At 65.7% G+C, this 18,088-nt stretch carries 8 protein-coding genes; 2 read left to right on the top strand and 6 right to left on the bottom strand.

Features of this window, described 5'->3' with window-relative positions; translation table 11 throughout:
• Positions 1–4: 4 nt before the first annotated feature.
• Positions 5–3,217: an MMPL/RND family transporter gene (locus ABQE44_RS02105; protein ID WP_448393167.1), complete on the bottom strand. Its 3,213-nt coding sequence runs from the start codon at positions 3,215–3,217 to the stop codon at positions 5–7.
• A gap of 279 nt (positions 3,218–3,496) precedes the next feature.
• Here ABQE44_RS02105 and ABQE44_RS02100 point away from each other — a divergent pair, with 279 nt between their 5' ends.
• Complete coding sequence (locus ABQE44_RS02100; protein ID WP_448428023.1) at positions 3,497–4,747, top strand: glycosyltransferase; 1,251 nt, start codon at positions 3,497–3,499, stop codon at positions 4,745–4,747.
• Here ABQE44_RS02100 and ABQE44_RS02095 read toward each other — a convergent pair.
• The gene (locus tag ABQE44_RS02095) at positions 4,737–6,104 is read right to left on the bottom strand and encodes a hypothetical protein (RefSeq protein WP_448428021.1); all 1,368 of its coding nucleotides are present in this window, start codon (positions 6,102–6,104) and stop codon (positions 4,737–4,739) included. The genes ABQE44_RS02100 and ABQE44_RS02095 overlap by 11 nt on opposite strands.
• Before the next feature lie 184 nt (positions 6,105–6,288).
• Between ABQE44_RS02095 and ABQE44_RS02090 the strand changes: the two genes are divergently transcribed.
• Positions 6,289–7,098, top strand: coding sequence for a phthiotriol/phenolphthiotriol dimycocerosates methyltransferase (locus tag ABQE44_RS02090; protein ID WP_448393557.1), 810 nt, complete (start codon positions 6,289–6,291; stop codon positions 7,096–7,098).
• On the opposite strand, the gene ABQE44_RS02085 is transcribed toward ABQE44_RS02090, so the two are convergent.
• The 4 genes from ABQE44_RS02085 to pks2 form a co-directional block, all read right to left on the bottom strand.
• Positions 7,095–8,414 (bottom strand): condensation domain-containing protein, encoded by a 1,320-nt coding sequence (locus ABQE44_RS02085; RefSeq protein ID WP_448428019.1) that lies wholly within the window; start codon positions 8,412–8,414, stop codon positions 7,095–7,097. The two genes, ABQE44_RS02090 and ABQE44_RS02085, sit on opposite strands and share 4 nt — an antisense overlap.
• A 96-nt stretch (positions 8,415–8,510) precedes the next feature.
• Positions 8,511–9,869: a hypothetical protein gene (locus ABQE44_RS02080; protein ID WP_448393163.1), complete on the bottom strand. Its 1,359-nt coding sequence runs from the start codon at positions 9,867–9,869 to the stop codon at positions 8,511–8,513.
• 25 nt (positions 9,870–9,894) lie between these two features.
• Positions 9,895–11,340, bottom strand: coding sequence for a condensation domain-containing protein (locus ABQE44_RS02075; RefSeq protein ID WP_448428017.1), 1,446 nt, complete (start codon positions 11,338–11,340; stop codon positions 9,895–9,897).
• Positions 11,341–11,369: 29 nt separating this feature from the next.
• Entirely contained in the window at positions 11,370–17,660 is a 6,291-nt protein-coding gene (gene pks2 / locus ABQE44_RS02070) for a sulfolipid-1 biosynthesis phthioceranic/hydroxyphthioceranic acid synthase (protein ID WP_448428015.1), read from the bottom strand.
• Positions 17,661–18,088 lie beyond the last annotated feature (428 nt).

The following is an 18,088-nucleotide window of genomic DNA, read 5'->3' as shown; positions in this document are numbered from 1 at the left end:
AACCTCAGTAGGTCACACCCGACGGCGACGGCCGCGCCGGTGAGCGCGGCGATCTGCGCGGCCGCGAAATCGGCTCCCGGCGCGCCTTGACCGCGCTGCCGATCCGGGCCGTCGTCGCGGTGGTCAGCAAAGGCAGTTCGTCCGTTGGGAATTCGTCATAGTCCTCGGTGGGCTGATCGGCGGGCTTCTTCTTGAAGAAGGTCAACTTGCCCGGCCACCAGTTCCAGTCTTTCAACAGGACAGCCATCGCGGGGACGGTGATCGTACGCACGATGAAGGTGTCGAGCAGCAGGCCGATGCCGATGACGAAACCGATCTGGGCCACACCGGCGATGCTGCTGAACGTCAGGCCGAACATCGACGCGGCGAAGATGAGGCCTGCCGACGTGATGACGCCGCCGGTGGCGCCGACGGTCTTGATGACACCGGAGCGGATGCCGTGCCGAGCCTCGTCGCGGATACGAGAGATCAACAACAGGTTGTAGTCGGCGCCGACGGCGACGAGCACCAGGAACGCCAGTCCTGCGACGCTCCAGGCGAGTTGCTGACCGAGGATGAACTGGAAGAAGACCACGCCGATGCCAAGCGCCGACAGATACGACAGGATGACCGACCCCACCAGGTAGATCGGCGCGACGATGGACCGCAGCAGCATCACCAGGACGACGAAGACGATGATCAGCGTGAACAGGATGATGAACCGCAAATCGTCGTTGTAGTAGTTGCGCATGTCGTTCTGTACCGCCGAGAAGCCCACCATCGAGATCTCGGCGTCCTCGAGCATCGTATTGGGCCGCGCGCTTTCGGCGGTCTCGATGATGGACTTCACCTGGTCCATCGATTCGGTGCCGAACGGGTTGAGGGCCGTCTGCACCAGGTACCGCGCTGTGTGGCCGTCCGGGGAGATGAAGACGTCTGCTGCCTTCTTGAACTCCTCCTGCGTGAGGATTTCCGGCGGGATGTAGAAGCCCGACATCGGCGGGTCCGAAGCGCCCTGCTTCATCGCCATCAGAAACGCCGACGCCTGGTCGAGTCCACCGCCCAGGTTCCTGGTCTGGTCGACAAGCAGTTGTACGCCCTCGGCGAGCTGTCGACTGGAATCGGCCAGCAGGTTCGCGCCTTGTTCAGCCTGCTTGAGTTGCTCGCGGATCGAGTTCGGCTCGTCCAGGCCCGCCGCACGCGCCGCGTTGACCGCGGTCTGCATGGTGGTGCCCAGATCCCGCACGGTCTCGTCGAGCGTCTGCGTGGCCTCTGTCTCCTTGAGTACGCGACCGAGGTTGGCCACCTTCTCCGCCGTGCCGTCGTTCTGGAAGGTGGTGACGCGCTGTAGGTATGTCCGCGATTCGACACACGCGGGATCGACGTTGCACACCGGGCTGGTGTTGAGGGCGTTGACGATCGGCGCCGCCCAGCTGTACATCTCAGAGATCTCCATGAGGCTGTCGCCCATCGCATCGCCGAGCGAGTTCATGTTCGCCACCAGCGTCGCGGTTTTGTCGATCTCTTCCAGCGTCGTTTCGCCGCCGTACTTCGCCTGCATATCGATGAGCGCATTGGTCAGCGGCCGCACGGTGATCAGCCCGTTGAGCACGGCGTCGCGGAGCTGATCGAGGGTATCGGCGAGCTTGTCGGCGCCTCCGCTGAGCAGGTCGAGGTTGGTGTCGTTGTCGGAGATGAGTTCCGAGGCGTCGCCGAGCTTCGTACCGACCTCACCGGCCTGGTAGGTGGCCTTGGCCTGCTCGAGCACTTCCCCGGTGGGCCGGGTGATACCCCGCACGACGGCAATGTCCGGCAGGTCGGCGACGCGGTCGGCCATCTCCTCCATATCGGCGAGCGCCTTGGGGCTACGCAGGTCGCGCGGGGATTGGATGAGGATGAACTGCTGAACGGTGCCGCTGACGTCGAAGTGCTCGTCCATGGCGTCGTAGGCGAGGTTGCTCTGGGCGTCGGCAGGCAGGTTCTTGCGCTCGTCGTAGTTGTACTCGATGAACGCGACCGCGCTGGCGAGCCCGATCAGAATGACCAGGCTGACGGCCAGGTGTGCGACAGGTCGGCGCACGATGTGCACACCCGAGCGCCGCCACAGCCGCCCGGTCAGGTCTTTACGCGGATTGACCAAACCGCGCCGCCCGGCGAGCACGACCATCGGGGGCAACAGCGTCATCGCGGCCAAGAAACCGATCGCGACGGTGATCGACAGGGCGGCACCGACCGTCGAGAACACGCCGAGCTTGGTGAAGCTCAACCCGTAGAACGCGAGCGCCGTCGTGGCCGCCGAGCCTGCGATCACCTTCCCGATGGATTCCATCGCGGCGATCACCGCGTCATCTGAGCTGAGCCCTTGCCGTAGGCACTCGTGATAACGGGTGAAGTAGAACACCGCGTAGTCAACGCCCGCGCCCATGATCATGGCCGTCATGAACATGAACGTCTGCGGGCCCAGACCCAACAGGTCTGCATCACCGAGGCCGGCCACCGTCTGTTGGGACACCACCAGCGCCACGCCGATCATCAGCAACGGCAACAGCATCGCGACGATGTTGCGGTACACCACGATCAAGATCGTGAAGACGATGAGCAGGGTGGCGATTTCGATCACGTGCTGATCGCGCACACCGACCCGGTTGAGGTCGGCTACCGTCGCCGCCGGGCCGATGACGTTCGCTTTCAGCCCGCTGTCCGCGGTGGTTTCCTCGACGATCTCGACGACGTTCTTGTAGGCCCGCTGCCCCGGGCCGGTGCCCATCGTGCCTTCCATGCTGATGGGCAGCTGCCAGGCTTCGCCGCTCTCGCTCGTCATCACCTCCCGCAGTTCGGGGATGGTGACGAAGTCCTGCGTCGAGGACACGCTCTCCGGCGCGGCGTTCAGCCGCTCCACCAACGTGCGATAAACCGTCTCGTCTTCAGGGGTGAGCCCGTTGTCGTTGGTCAGGATGATGACGCCGACGTTGCCGGAGCTGCCGGACCCGCTCTCGCCACCTTCGTTGAAGGCCTCGCTCATCTCGCGGCTGGAGATCAGCACCGAGGAGTCATCCGGGAGGAGTCCCGGTGGCTTGCGTTCCGCTACTTCTGTCAGCGGAGGCAGCGTCAAAAAGAGTGTGAGGGCAAGTAGAAGCCACGCGACGATCATCAAGATCGGGTGACGGACCACCAGGCGACCCAGCGCCGGAAACCCCGCGCCCTCGAACGCACCGGTGGATATGGCGCGCCTCAACACCCCAGATACGGTACACCGGTACCGGCCGTTATGAGGAATCCCCGAGTTTGCTCGGCGCCGACCACGTATATGCCGGAATCCGGTGTAGGCATTAGTGTTACCCGCCTTGGCCGTCGTGCGTGTTAGGTAACTGTGCTGTAATCGGGGCGTGCCCGACCATGTGCTGTCTTTGACCGAGCTGCCGTCACCGGCCGATCTGAGGCACAGCACCGCTCGAATGTTTGCCACATCTTCCGTTGAGGGCTTTTAACCCCCAATGAACGTTAATTGGAGCTGCTTGTGAAGTTTGCTGTGGGCGTACATGGCACCCGTGGCGATATCGAACCGTGCGCTGCCGTCAGCCGGGAGCTTCTGCGCCGCGGGCACGACGTCCGTCTGGCGGTCCCGCCCAACCTCGTCGGCTTCGTCGAAACGGCTGGTCTGCCTGCGGCGGCGCCTTACGGGGTGGATTCCCAGAAACAGCTGGACGCCGACATCTTCCGCAAGTACTGGAAGATCCAGAACCCGGTCACCGCGCTACGCGAACTGCGCGAATACATCACGCAGGGCTGGGCCGAGATGAACCAGACCCTGGTGTCGCTGGCCGATGGCGCCGACTTGATCCTGACCGGCACGACCTATCAGGAGGTCGCGGCCAACGTCGCCGAGTACTACGACGTCCCGTTGGCTGCGTTGCACTACTTCCCCGCGCGCGCCAACGGCCGGGTGCTGCCCGTACCACTGCCGTCGACGGTGGTCCGGTCGGGATGGGCGGCGGCCGAGTGGGTGCACTGGCGCGCGTTGAAGAACGCCGAGGACGCGCAACGACGCGAGCTCGGCCTGCCCAAGGCGCGAGCGCGCGCGGTCCGTCGCATCGTGGAGGGCGGGGCGCTGGAAATCCAGGCCTACGACGAACTGTTCTTTCCGGGACTGGCCGAAGAGTGGGGTGGTCGGCGGCCGTTCGTCGGCGCGATGACGATGGAGCTGGGCACCGAAACCGACGACGACGTCTTCTCCTGGATCGCCGCCGGCACACCGCCGATCTACTTCGGGTTCGGCAGCATGCCGGTGCAATCCCCCAGCGACGCCGTCGCCACGATCACCGCTGTGTGCGCCGACCTGGGTGAGCGGGCGCTGATCTGTTCGGGTTCTTGGGACCTCGACGGCTACCAGCCTGCCGAACACGTCAAGATCGTCCGAGCCGTCAACCACGCGGACGTGTTTCCGCTCTGCCGGGTCATCGTGCACCACGGTGGGGCGGGCACCACCGCCGCAAGCATCCGTGCCGGCGTGCCGACCCTGGTGCTGTGGGTGGGTGCCGACCAGCCCGTCTGGGCTAAACAAGTCGAACGCCTGAAAGTCGGTACGTACCAGCGGTTCTCGAAGATGACCACCGCGTCGCTGAGATCCGCCTTGCGGACCGTTCTCGCACCCGAGTACGTCGCGCAGGCTCGTGACGTCGCCACCGAACTCACCAAGCCCGCGGTGAGCGTCGCCACCGCGGCGGACCTGCTCGAAGCGGCCGCCCGCGACGGCCGCGCTACTCGATGAACGCCGTCAACTCGAAGTCGGCGAGCGTCTCGGATATCTTCGCGAGCAGGGCCTGCCTCGAGTTGTCCCAATTCGGGTGGTATGCGCGGAAACTGACGAAGAGCTTCCCGGAGACGCGGCCTGAGGCCACGTAAAGCTCACCCGATGCGACCTCCGGGCTGTTGACCGTCAGGTTCTGTTCGACCATCCGCATCCCGTAGTAGTCCGCCTCGCTGCCGTCCACGTAGGCGACGGCCGGGTCCATCTCACCGAAGTTCGAACACCCGACGGTCAGATCCGCGTTCATCGCCGCCAGCGGAAGCTTTCTCAGGACCAGCGTGGGTATGAAAGGGGTCAGCGGAAAGGCCCGCTCCTGTTCCTTGAACTTCCCGAGGCCGGCGTTGATGGTCTCCCGGAAATCGTTGCGGATCTTGCGCAGGTCCGACGTCACCGGGCGAGGGTCCACCGAGAAGTCGATGCCCTTCAACGCATTACCACGCACATCGTTTTCGGTGCGGTCGTTGATCGGGTAGGACAACGTCACCATGCCGTCGCTCCCTACCCGCCCGTATTTCTCGGCCAGCTTCGCCGCGAACCCTGCCATCAGCGCGTTGCTTGTGCCTCCGAGACTTTCCGCGCGGGCATCCCACTGGGCCGCATCGATGTAGATGGTGACCCCCGGCACCAGCGCGGGGCGGTTGTCTTTACGGTGCGCCTTGGGCAGCGACGGCTGTCCGCCCGACCCCCCTCGGGTGGGTGGGTTCTGTCGGGCCACGGTCACCGTCGCGCGCAGCGCACGACCGATCTCGGGTAGTCCCCGAAGGGTGACCCGTGCGTCTTCGAGCAGCGCTTGGCGCTTCAGACGCGCGCCGGGAGGCGGAAGACCCAGGTCGCGCCGTACCCCGTTGATCGCGTCGGTGAGCGCAATGCACGTACCGACGCCGTCGACGACGGTGTGCGACGCCACCAAAGTCACGGCGGTTCCGTAACCCTCGATGGGAAGGACACCGAGGTGCCAGCAGGGGCCGAACTCCGGATCGATGGGAATTCGGGCGCGCTCATCGAACCATTCGGTCACAGCCGCGCGGGTGCTGACCGGTGTGTCGATGTCGATTCCGGGCAGGTCATGACACGAGACCCAGCGGTGCCGGCCGAATGGCAGCGGCGAGCGTTCGATACGCCGGCCCAACAAGCCGTGGGCCAGGTTGTCGCGCACCCGGGTCAATCCGTCGTGGTCGATTTCGCGCTGGTATACCCAGGTGCATTGGATGCCGTGGACATGACCGCTGGCTCGGACCCACAGGTGTGAGGCCTGGTCCATGTAGGCAAGCGTGTTGTCATTTGCCGGAAGCCCGGATCGCGTATCGGATTCGGCCACGTCACCTCTCTCTACCGGCTCTTAAGGGTTTACCGAACATTGAGGCTATCAATGGCCGATTCGACGTGCGCACAGCCGAAGCGATCTGTCCATCCACCCATCGCGCCACCGCACTTTCACGGGTTTTCCCATGTTGCTGACAGCAGATAGCACAGCGTGAATACTTGCCCGTGTGATTGAGGAGATCTATCGGCCCTTGGTGTCCAAAGTCGTCGGCTTTTCGCACCGCCACCTCGGGAAACTCGTTGGCAAATATGGCTACAGCCTGATGACCCGCAGGCTGGGCGACGACGAGGTGCTGTTCCTCAACTGGGGTTATGAGGAGGATCCGCCGATGGATCTGCCGCTCTCGGCCTCCGATGAGCCAGATCGCGTCTGCATTCAGCTCTATCACCGCGTGGCCAGTCAGGTCGACCTGAAGGATAAACGGGTGTTGGAGGTCAGTTGCGGCCACGGCGGCGCCGCCTCCTACATCATGCGGACGTTCAGCCCCGCCTCCTACACGGGGCTGGACCTCAACCCGTCAGGTATCGCGTTTTGCCAACGGCGACACAACATTCCCAACCTGACATTTGTCCAAGGCGATGCGGAGAACCTGCCGTTTCCCGACCAGAACTTCGACGCGGTGGTCAATGTTGAAGCCGCTCACCTGTATCCGAACTTCCGCCGCTTCCTCGCCGAAGTGACGCGGGTGCTCAGCCCCGGCGGACATTTCTTGTACGCCGATCTTCGCGGCCGAAACGGGATCGAGGAATGGGAAGCGGCCCTTGCCGATTCCGCACTGCAGGTGGTGTCGCAGGAGGAGATCAACGCTCAGGTCCTACGGGGGCTGGAGCTGAACTCGCCTCGCTACCAGGAATTGGTCAATCGGCATGCACCCAGGCCGCTGCGCAGGTTCGGCCGCGATGTCGCTGTCACCCAAGGCTCACCGCTGTACGAACAGGTCGAAAGGGGCGATCTGTCCTACCGGCTGTACTGCTTGGTCAAGAACTAGAAAATCTCGCCGGTGAGCCCGAATTCGGCCAGTGTGCGCCCGGCCAACTCGCGCAGCCGCTGTTTGGAGTTCTCTGCGCCGACCTGGTAGCCGACGATGTCGATTGAGATTCTGCCGCTGATCCGTCCGACCACCAGCACAAGCTGGCCACCGGCGCGCTCGAGGTCGGCGCGACGCACGTTCTGGTCCACCCCGCGACACAGCATGTACTCGGCCGGGGTGCCGTCGGGGCAGGCCGCCGCCGGGGGAAAGTCGCCCATGTTGGAACACGAAACCGGAAGGTCGGCACCGGATCCCAAGAACTGCTGGACCACTCGCTTGAGTGCGGCGCGCGGCACGAACGGTACCAGCGGTAGGAGCTGCATGATCGGGTCGGGCTCTTCTCGTGCCTTCTGCAGCGCCTGCCGCACGGCGCTGCGCGCATCGGTCAGATCCGCGGTCACCGGGGTCGGGTCGATATCGGCAGAGCCGAAAATCATCGCGTTCGCGCGGGTGTCGTCCGGGAGGTTGCGCGCGTTGAGTGCCATCACCAACGTCACGGTGCCGTCAGCGCGCTTGCGCCCCATATGTTCACCCAGTTTCGCAGCGAAACCGGCTACCAGGGAATGGCTCGTTCCGTTGAGCGAAGCTGCCCGGGCATCCCACTGCGTCAGGTCGACCAGAACCGAGACGGCAGGCATCGCAACGCGGGTGTCGTCGCTGGCTGGACGGGTGGTCAGTGGTGCGGACGTGGTCGAGGCCGCCACCTCGTTTCGGCTCTGAAGGCCCAGCTTCGCGGCCACCCCCGCAGTGCGGACGGCCTCGGGTAGGTGCTTGACGGCTCCCCGAAGTTCTCCCAGCGCACCGCGGAAGCGGCCGCCCGACTGTGGCAGTGGATGGCCGAAGTCGCGCCTGGTTTCGGAGACCGCCTCGATGACCGACTGCAGGCCGCCCACACCGTCGGCGAGGTAATGCGAACCCACCAGGCTGACCGCGGTGGACCCGTCGGTCATCGGCAGCACACCCATATGCCAGCCGGGTCCGTACTCGGGATCCACCGGTATCTGCGCTCGTTCGTCGAACCAGTCGCTTACCTCAGACCGGGGCCGCGGTTCGGCGACGTCGAGGTCGGTGGCCGGTCCCGGCGCAGACACCCACCGGTGCCGACCGAACGGCAGCGGCGAGCGTTCGATCAGCCGGCCGTAGCAGCCGTAGCCGAAGTTGCGGTGGAACCGCCGCAGCCCGTCCATGTCGACGGGATGCTCGTAGATCCACAGCACCTGCATGAGTTGGCCGCGTCCGGTGGCACGCCACAGCTGGAATCCGGCCTGATCCATGAATGTGAGGTGATTGTCCTGCGCCGCCTGAGATTTGGCGGCTCGACGGCTCAGCCGTCGAAACGTTGGACGAGCTTGGATGGCCATGGCTTCCTGCTATTCGATCACACCGACGAGGTCGAACTCGGCCAGCACCTTGGCGGCCACCTCGCGCAAGCGGGACTTGGAGTTCTCTTCACCGGCCTGATACCCGACGACGGTCATCGACACCTTGCCACAGATTCTTCCGGCGAGCACCGTCAGCATCCCCCCACGGTGCTCGAGGTATCCGCGTGACACCTGTCGGTCCACACCACGCAGCATGACGTACTCGGCTTCGGTTCCGTCGGCTCGCGCGACGATGGAATCGATATCGCCCAGGATGGAACAGGATACGGGCATATCGGCGAAGTTGAAAACCACATCGGAGCCACGCTTGACAGCGCGCTTGGGGATGAACGGGGTCAACGGAAGAAGCTCGAGGGTCTCGTCCGGCTTCTCGCGCAGGGTCGTCAGCGCCTGTTTGATATCGCGGCGGGCAACCGACAGATCTGCGGTCACCGTGGTGGGATCGATGACCACGGTGGCGATCGACGCGGCGTTGGCCCGCGTGTCGTCGGCGATCCGGTCGCTGATCGGAATGTGCAGGGTGACGGCACCGTCGGCGCGACGGCGTTCGAGCTGTTCGGCCAGCTTCGCGGCGAACGCAGCGATCAGCGAGTGGCTCGAGCCGTTGAGAGCGTTGGCCCGGCCATCCCAAACGTCGAGGTCGATGTAAATGGTGATCGCAGGCACCACAACGTTTTCCGCCATGCCGTCTGCGGTCAGCGCGGCTCGCGGACCCGTCGATTTCGTGAACTCATGGCGCCGACGCACAGCCTGCTTGCCGACCCGCACCAGTGTGCGCGCCACCTCGGGAAGTCCACGGACCGTCTCTTTGAGGTCGGTGGCGGCGGCCCGCAGCGGCGGGCGCGACCGCGGCGGCGGATAGCCGAGGTCACGGCGGTTACCGATAATCCCATCGACGATCGTCAGCAGCCCGCCGAAGCCGTCGGCCAGGCAGTGCGAGCCCACCATGGAGACGGCCGTCGACCCGTCGGTCATCGGCAGCACCCCGAAATGCCAGCTGGGTCCGGTTTCCGGGTCGATCGGCAACTGTGCGCGTTCGTCGATCCAGTCGCTGAGTTCTTCTCGGGGGCGCGGGGTTTCGACGATGTCGAGGTTTGACTTCGGCCCGGGGGAGGAAACCCACCGATGCCTGCCGAACGGCAGCGGCGAGCGTTCGATCAAGCGACCGTACAAACCGTAACCGACGTTGTCGTGAAGCCGGCGCAACCCGTCGTAGTCGACAGGATGCTCGTACACCCAGACGCACTGCATGACCAGTTCCTGACCGGTTGCACGCTGTCCGAGGAACAACAGCTGATCGGTGAACGTGAGCTGGTTGTCCAGCCGTGCTTGTGCCGCCACAGTCATCGAGACGTCCGTCGAACTGCGCGGTTCAGAACGACTTCTGGATGACGCCAACAAGGTCGGATGCCGTCGCCAGTTCACCGCGGCCCTCGGCGACGCGGACGAAGATCGCCTTCATCGCGTCGACGTAGCGGGTGACCGATTCGCGCGCGATCGGATTGTTGGGGAAGGCCAGCGTGACCGAAGTGCCGTTGCCAAAACGGTTGATCCACATGCCGACCTGATGAGCTGCGCCCAGTTCGCTGTAGATCTTGCCGTTCAAGCCGTTCCACTCGGCGACCACGGCAGGCGACAGCGGCGCAATGGTGGCGTCGAGGTAGGAGATCATCGGCACGCCCGGCTTCGGCTGCGTCAAGCCGCGCGCTTCCGCCGCCAGTTCGAGAACCCGGTCAAACGGCACATGCGCCAGGGCCAGACCCGAATCGAAGGATGCCTGTGCGGCCCTTGCGGTTTCGGTGAACGATGTCAGCGTGACGGGCACGGTGATGGGCACCGTGCCGGTGAACCAACCCGTCGTCATCACCTCGGCTTGGGTGCTTCGCGTGCTGGTCGGGGTGATGACGTGGTAGGTGTCGGCACCGGTGAGCTGATGTTCGGCCATCGCAGCTGCGGCGAACACTCCGCCGATGAACCGGGCACCGGCCTTGATGCACGCCGATTCAAAGCGGTCCGATTGCTTTTCGTCCATCAACGAAACCGTCAGCAGATCGCCATCGCAAGGTACCGCCGGATCACCGAGCGGAAGCGGGAACTGCGGAAGGGTTCCGTTGTTGCCCCTTGCGAACTTGATCCACTCGTTGACTTGCGGCGAGTCCAAGGTCAGCGAGGAGGTGAACTCTCGCTGCCGGATGCAGTAGTCCTCATAGCTGCCTGCCTCCGGCAGCGGGATCGGTGCTCCGCCGCCGACCAGCGCGTTGTACATCATGTGGATCTCCACGAACGCCAAGCCCATGAACATGGCATCGACGTGCAGATGGTCCACGCTCATCCAGAACGTGAAATGGTCGGCGCGTTGAATGATGCCGAACCGGAAGCAATCCCAGTGCAACGGAGACGGTGTAGCCAGGATGTGTTCGCGCCACTGCGCAGACGACTTCTCCCCCCGCTCGGACGCGACGAACTTGATGTCCTTGGGGTTGCGCAGCGCGCGCCGCACGATGCGGTCATCGTCGGTGAACTGGAACCAGCTGCGGAACGTGTCGTGGCGCCGAAGGTAGGCGTTGAGCACATGCGTCATCGCCCGGACATCACAGCGTCCGGCGATGTTCCACGCCGGAATCGTCAGCCGCGCCATCTCGGTGCCGCGGGCCGCGTGTGCACGGTAGCTCCGAAGATGTTGGGCCTGCTGGTAACTGGCCGGCACATCGGCGATGGGCGCCTCGCTGACCTTCGCAAGCGTGGCCGGTGACGGATCCCAGGTGATGAGTTGGCCCGGAGCGTCCACCCACTCGTGGATTGCTTCTAGCGCGAACAATTCTTCCGCCTCCTACTTCGGTGCCGTCGTCATGTTGACGCCGCGACCGTGTCGTCCGCCGCGAGTGTTTCGCAAAGACTATCGGCCAGTGCGCGAACCGTGTTGACCCCCATTGCCGTGATGCGGATTCCCGTTTCCGCCTCGAGCCGAGTGCGCAGCTCGAGATTGCCGAGCGAGTCGAGCCCGTATTCGGACAGCGGGCGGTCCGGATCGATCGCGCGCCGCAGGATCAAACCAACCTGCTCTGAGATCAGCCGCCTCAGATGAGTTGGCCACTCGTCGCGTGGAAGCGCGGCCAGCTCCGCCCGGAGTTTCCGTCCCTCGCTGGAGCTTTGACCTGCCGACTTGAATGCCGACGCGAACGGGCTGCGTTGCGCGAAGGCGGTCAACCAGGGCGTCCCGAGGATGGGGGCGTAACCGGTGTACACCCGGTCATACCGCAGCAGGGACTCGAAGGCGTAGGCGCCCTCGTCGGGAAGGATCGCCGCATCGTTTTCGGCCATCGCGGTACCGCGACCGATCTCGCCCCAGGCACCCCATGCGATGGCGTTGGCAGGCAGACCTTGGGCCCGGCGCCAACGCGTGAACGCGTCCAGCCAGCTGTTGGCGGCGGCGTAGGCCCCCTGACCCGGCGAGCCCACCAGCGCGGCTGCTGACGAGAACGAGCAGAACCAGTCCAGTGGCTGACCCTCCGTAGCGCGATGCAGGTTCCACGCGCCGTATGCCTTTGGCGCCCAGTCACGTTCAACGAGCTCGTCCGTGATGTTAGGAAGGGTGGCGTCCTCGACGACCGCGGCCGCGTGCAGCACGCCGCGCACCGGTAGTCCGGTCGCCGTCGCCGCGGCCACCAACCGGTCGGCCGTACCCTGCGCGGCGATGTCGCCACACTCGACCACGATGTCGGCGCCCGTGGACCTGATGAGGTCGACGATCTCCTGTGCTTTCGTACTCGGCTGGCTCCGCGAGGTGAGAACGATGCGCCCGCAACCCTTTTCAGCCATCTTCTCGGCGAGGAACAGGCCCAGACCACCGAGGCCGCCGGTGACGATATACGCACCGTCGGAACGGAAGGTCGGAGCCTCTTCCGGCGGCACCATCACCTCGGTGGTGCCGGTGCGTGCGACGTCGAGCACCAACTTCCCAGTGTGCTGGGCGCCGCCGATCTTGCGGATCGCACTCGCGGCGTCGGCGAGCGGATAGCGCGTGATGTCCGGCAGCGGCAGTGAACCGTCGGCGGTCAGCTGGTAGACCTTTTCCAGCAGGCCGCGAACCTTGTCCGGATGCGTCACGGTCATCAACGCGAGGTCGATCGCATAGAACGACAGGTTGCGGCGGAACGGGAACAGACCCACCCGCGTATCGCCGTAGATGTCGCGCTTGCCGATCTCGAGGAACCGCCCGCCGAAGGCGAGCAGCTCCAAACCGGCGCGCTGCGCGGCACCGGTCACCGAGTTCAGCACGATGTCCACGCCATAGCCGTCGGTGTCGCGGCGGATCTGGTCGGCGAATTCGGTGCTGCGCGAGTCGTAGACATGTTCGATACCCCAGTCGCGCAGCAGCTGTCGTCGCGCCTCGCTGCCCGCCGTGGCGTAGATCTCCGCGCCAGCGGCGCGTGCCACCGCGATCGCCGCTTGGCCGACACCACCGGTCGCGGAATGGATCAACACCTTGTCGGTCGAGGAGATCCTCGCCAGCTCCTGCAGACCGAGCCACACGGTGCCGTATGCGAGGCCCACCGCTGCGGCCTGGTGCTCCTCCAGCCCGGCGGGCAACGGCGTCGCCAAGTTGGCCTCGCAGATCACGTAGTTGCCCCAGCAGCCGTTGGCCGACACCCCACCGACGCGGTCTCCCACGCGGTGAGTCGTCACCCCCGGGCCGACGGCGGTGACCACACCGCCGAATTCCGAACCCAGTTCCGGCAGCCGCCCGTCGAAGCTCGGGCACCGCCCGAACGCGACAAGCACGTCGACGAAGTTGATGCTGGATGCGCTGACTGCGACCTCGATCTCGCCCGGACCCGGCGCAACACGTTCGAACGAAACCATTTCCAGCGACTCCAGGTCGCCCGGCGTGCGGACCTGCAACCGCATGCCGTCGTGTTCGTTGTCTCCGGTTGCGGTATACCGCTCGTCGGCGCGCAGCGGCGCCGGGCACAACCGCGCGGTGTACCAGCGCCCGTCGCGCCACGCCGTCTCGTCCTCGTCGGAGCCAGCCAGCAACTGGCGAGCCAAGTGGTCGGCGCCGGTCGTCTCATCCACGTCGATCTGGCTGGCGCGCAGCCGCGGATGCTCCATCCCCATCGCACGTACAAAACCGCGCAAACCGGAATGTTCGAGGTTCGGAACCTCGTCGGCCACAACGCATTGCGCGTTGCGGGTGATGACGTAGAGGCGCGGGGGCTCGCCCGGCGCTTCGGGCAGTTCGCGGATCATCCGCACCAGGTGGCGGACATGCTCGCCACCACGCACGGCCGCCTCGGCGACGCCGCCACCATCGGCGAGATCGGGCACTACCACCACGCCGGTCAGCACCTGCTCACTGACGTAGGACGTCAGTAACTCGGCGTTGGTCTGGTGGTCACCCTGCGATGGCCAGGTCATCGTCGTGCACTCAGCTCCCGCTGTCTTCAGTGCATCGCCGAGTGCGGCGGTGAGGATGTCTCCGTTGATGCTGGTGTCGATCAACAGCCACGATCCGGCGTCGACGGAGTCGGCTTCGGGCAGCTCGTGCTGGTCCCACTCGATGCTCAGCAGCCGCTCGTTGAGTACGCGGTCCGCCTGAGCCTTCTGCGAAGCGCCGGAGCCGAGCCGTAAACCTTCCAAGCTCAACAGGATTGCGCCGCGCTCGTCGAGGATGTCGAGGTTCGCCTCGATGCCTTCGGCGTCTGCCTTGACGATCCGGCTGTAGCAGTACTGCGCGTTGCGGGCCGAGCCGTTGGCGCGCAACCGGCGCACGCCCAGCGGCAGCAGCATGCCACCGGTGGCGGCGTTCTGAGCGACCGGATGCGCGACGACCGATTGGAAGCAGGCGTCGAGCAGCGCCGGGTGCACCCCATAGGCGCCTTGGTGCGCCCGCAGCGGTCCGGGCAGCGCGACGGCGGCCAGCACCGTGGGCTCGGCACCGTCTGCGGTGTAGGCGGTGGCCAAACCGGAGAAGGCGGCCCCGTGATGGATTCCCAACGCGCCGAAGGCTGCCCGCAGATCAGCGCCGTCGACACCGTCGGCGTGCGCCGTCAGCAGCGCGTCGATGTCGTGAGTAGCGGATTCACCCGTCGCCACCTCGGCGTGCAGCACCGCATGTGCGCGTCGGGTACGTTCGCCGGCCTCATAGGTCTCCACCGCGAAGTCGAGGATCCCGGACGCGAGCGCGGATGCGGATGCCGAAATCGGCGTCGACTCATCGAGTATCAGCATCTGCTCGAAGACGATGTCGCGAACCTCGGCGGTTTCACCAAGCGCGGTACGCGCTGCGGCCAGAGCCATCTCGCAGTAGGCCGCACCCGGTAGCACCGCCACCTCGTGGACTTGGTGGTCGCCGAGCCACGGTTGGGCCTCCGTACCGACCTCGCCCTGCCACACGTGGCGCTCGGGTTCTTCGGGCAGCACGACGTGCGAACCCAGCAGCGGGTGCACAGAAACCGAGCAGCCGCCGCGGGCGGCCACGTCTTGACCGTCGCGGTCGAGCAGCAACGACTCATGCGTCCAGGTTGGCAGCGGTGCGTCGACCAGCCGCCCGGCCGGGTACAGCACCGAGAAATCGACTGCGGCACCGGCATTGTGGACGTCGGCGACCAGTTGTCGCAGCCCAAACGGCAACTGCTGTTCGCGGCGCATCGCCGCCAGCACTGTCAGCGGAACGTCGAGGCCGCGCGCGGTTTGGTCGACGGCGTGGGTCAGCAGCGGATGCGGGGACAGCTCGCCGAATACCCGGTAGCCGTCCTCGAGCGCCGCCTGCACCGCGGCGGCGAACCGCACGGTGTGGCGCAGGTTGTCCACCCAGTAGTAGGCGTCCCACTCCGGCTCGTCGCGCGGGTCGTACAGCGTCGCGGAGTAGTACGGGATCTCGGGCTGCATCGGGTCGAGGTCGGCAAGCGCCGCTTCGAGCTCGTCGAGGATCGGATCGACCTGCGGCGAGTGAGATGCGACGTCCACGGCCACCTCGCGCGCCATCACGTCGCGCTGCTCCCAGCCGGCGACCAGGTCGCGCACCGACTGTGTGGCGCCACCGATGACGGTCGACTGCGGTGAGGCGACCACCGCGAGGGACACATCGGTGATGCCACGCGCAGCCAGCTCGGAAAGAACTTGGGAGGCAGGCAGTTCCACCGACGCCATCGCGCCGGAGCCGGCGATACGCGACATCAGCGCCGACCGTCGGCAGATGACCTTGACCCCGTCCTGCAGCGTCAGCGCGCCCGCCACGACCGCGGCGGCCACCTCACCCATGGAGTGTCCGATCACCGCGCCGGGGGTGACGCCGTACGACTTCATCGTCGCGGCCAAGGCCACCTGGACCGCGAAAACAGTCGGCTGCACCTGGTCGATGCCGGTGACGGTTTCCGGCGCCGACATCGCCTCTGTAACGGAGAAATCCGACTCTTGGCGGATCAAGTCCTCCAGTTCGGCGACGGTCGAAGCGAACACCGGCTCGCGCGAGAGAAGCTCGGCGCCCATGCCGGCCCACTGCGAGCCCTGCCCGGAGAACACCCACACCGGTCCGCGGTCGTCCTGGCCGACGGCGGCCTGGTAGGGGCTTTCGCCGTCGGCCACTCCCCGCAGCGCGGCGATCAGTTCCTCGCGACCGCCGGCGATGACCGAGGTACGCACCGAGCGGTGACCACGCCGACGTGACAGCGTGTAACCGAGGTCGAACAGGTCGACGGCCGGCCCCCGCCCATTGCCGTCGCCGCTCTTGGCCAGCCAGTCGGCCAGATTGCCTGAAGTGCGGCGCAGTTCATGGGCCGACGTCGACGACAAGGCGAACAGCAGCGGTCCGGTGGCAGCATCCGGTTTCTGCGGCGCCACCGGCTTCGGGGGCTGCTCGACGATCGCGTGCGCGTTCGTCCCGGACAACCCGTACGCCGAGACCGCCGCCCGCCGCGGCTGCTGGCCGTTGGTCGGAAACGCCGTCGTCGACTGGGGTACGAAAAGATGCGTCTCGATCTCGGTCAGCTCATCAGGCAGACGGTCGAAATGCAGGTTCTGCGGGATGATGCCGTGCTGCACGGCCAGTACGGCCTTCATCATGCCCAGCGCGCCCGCGGCCGATTGCGTATGACCGAAGTTCGTCTTGACCGATGCCAGCGCACAAGGTCCGTCGGTACCGTACACGTCTGCCACGCTGGCGTATTCGAGAGGGTCGCCGACCGGGGTTCCGGTGCCGTGCGCCTCCACCAGCCCGACGGTGCTCCCCTCCACGCCGGCGGCCGCCAACGCGGCCCGGTACACCGCGGTCTGCGCCTCCGAGGACGGCGTGGCGATGTTGACCGTGCGGCCGTCCTGGTTCACCGCGGTGCCCTTGATGACCGCCATGACGCGGTCACCCGCCTCGAGCGCGTCGTCGAGCCGTTTGAGGGTGAGTACGACGCAGCCCTCGGCGGAGACGAAGCCGTCGGCGGCTTCGTCGAACGCGCGGCAGTGGCCGGTCGGTGACAACATGCCCGCCGCCGACCCGCCTGCCGCCTTGCGGGGTTCGAGCAGGACCGACACCCCGCCGGCCAGCGCGAGGTCGCTTTCGCCGTCCTGCAGGCTGCGGCAGGCCATGTGGATCGCGCTCAACCCCGAAGAGCAGGCGGTGTCCACCGTGTAGGCGGGTCCGTGGACGCCGAGCGCATAGGCGATCCGTCCCGAGGCCAGGCTGAAGCTCGTGCCGGTGAACCCGTACGGCCCCTCCAACGTCTGGGTGTCGGCGGCCAGGTACGCGTAGTCGTTGTGCGTGACGCCCATGAACACGCCGGCCTTCGACCCGGTCAGCGTCGTCGGGTTCACGCCTGCGTGCTCCACCGCCTCCCAAGCGGTCTCCAGCAGCAGACGATGCTGCGGGTCGATGGCCGTCGCCTCACGGGAGGTGATCCCGAAAAAGTCGGCGTCGAAGCCCGCCACGTCGTCGAGGAAGGCGCCCCACTTGGAGACCGATCGACCGGGCACACCCGGCTCCGGGTCGTAGTACTGCTCGGCATCCCAGCGCTCGGCAGGCACCTCAGTGACGAAGTCGTCGCCACGCAGCAACGCTTCCCATAGCTGTTCAGGGGACACAATGCCCCCCGGAAGGCGGCACGACATTCCGATTACAGCGACGGAAATTGTGCGCGTTTCACCCACGTCTGTAAACCTCTCTCAGGAGTGAGCACTGAATGCGACTGGAACAGAATAAAGCGAAAGTCGCGCCCTGTCTCAACTCCTGAATACTAATGGCACCGCCGGCCGACATTGGTTGCTGGCCGCATGTAGATGCGCATCATAAACCGCGATCGCTGACAACAAATGTTGCCTCCCCTGCCAACCGCAGCTGCACCGCCCGCGGGACCGCCACGAGTCCCTGATGACGGCAACTATTCCGCAGTTTGCGCGGTCGCCCTCAGAAGGCATCGCCGAATCCGCAAACGAGCCGCGGATGTCGACCGTGAACAGATCCGGTGGCCACGCTGCTGTGGAGCTGGTTTGCTTCGGGCCAGTGAGATCGAGCATGCGCGTCAATCTAGCAGGCGATTCCCAGAGATGGGACATATTTCCCAGATTCGCTCCCCACC

It is taken from the genome of Mycolicibacterium sp. XJ2546 (assembly GCF_053483195.1).
This window is presented reverse-complemented; position numbering and strand designations above follow the sequence as displayed.

Coding starts and splice junctions, on each gene's coding strand:
- ABQE44_RS02085 (WP_448428019.1), bottom strand. CDS start 8,414: ATGGATCAGGCCGGATTCCAGCTGTGGCGTGCCACCGGACGCGGCCAA.
- ABQE44_RS02080 (WP_448393163.1), bottom strand. CDS start 9,869: ATGACTGTGGCGGCACAAGCACGGCTGGACAACCAGCTCACGTTCACC.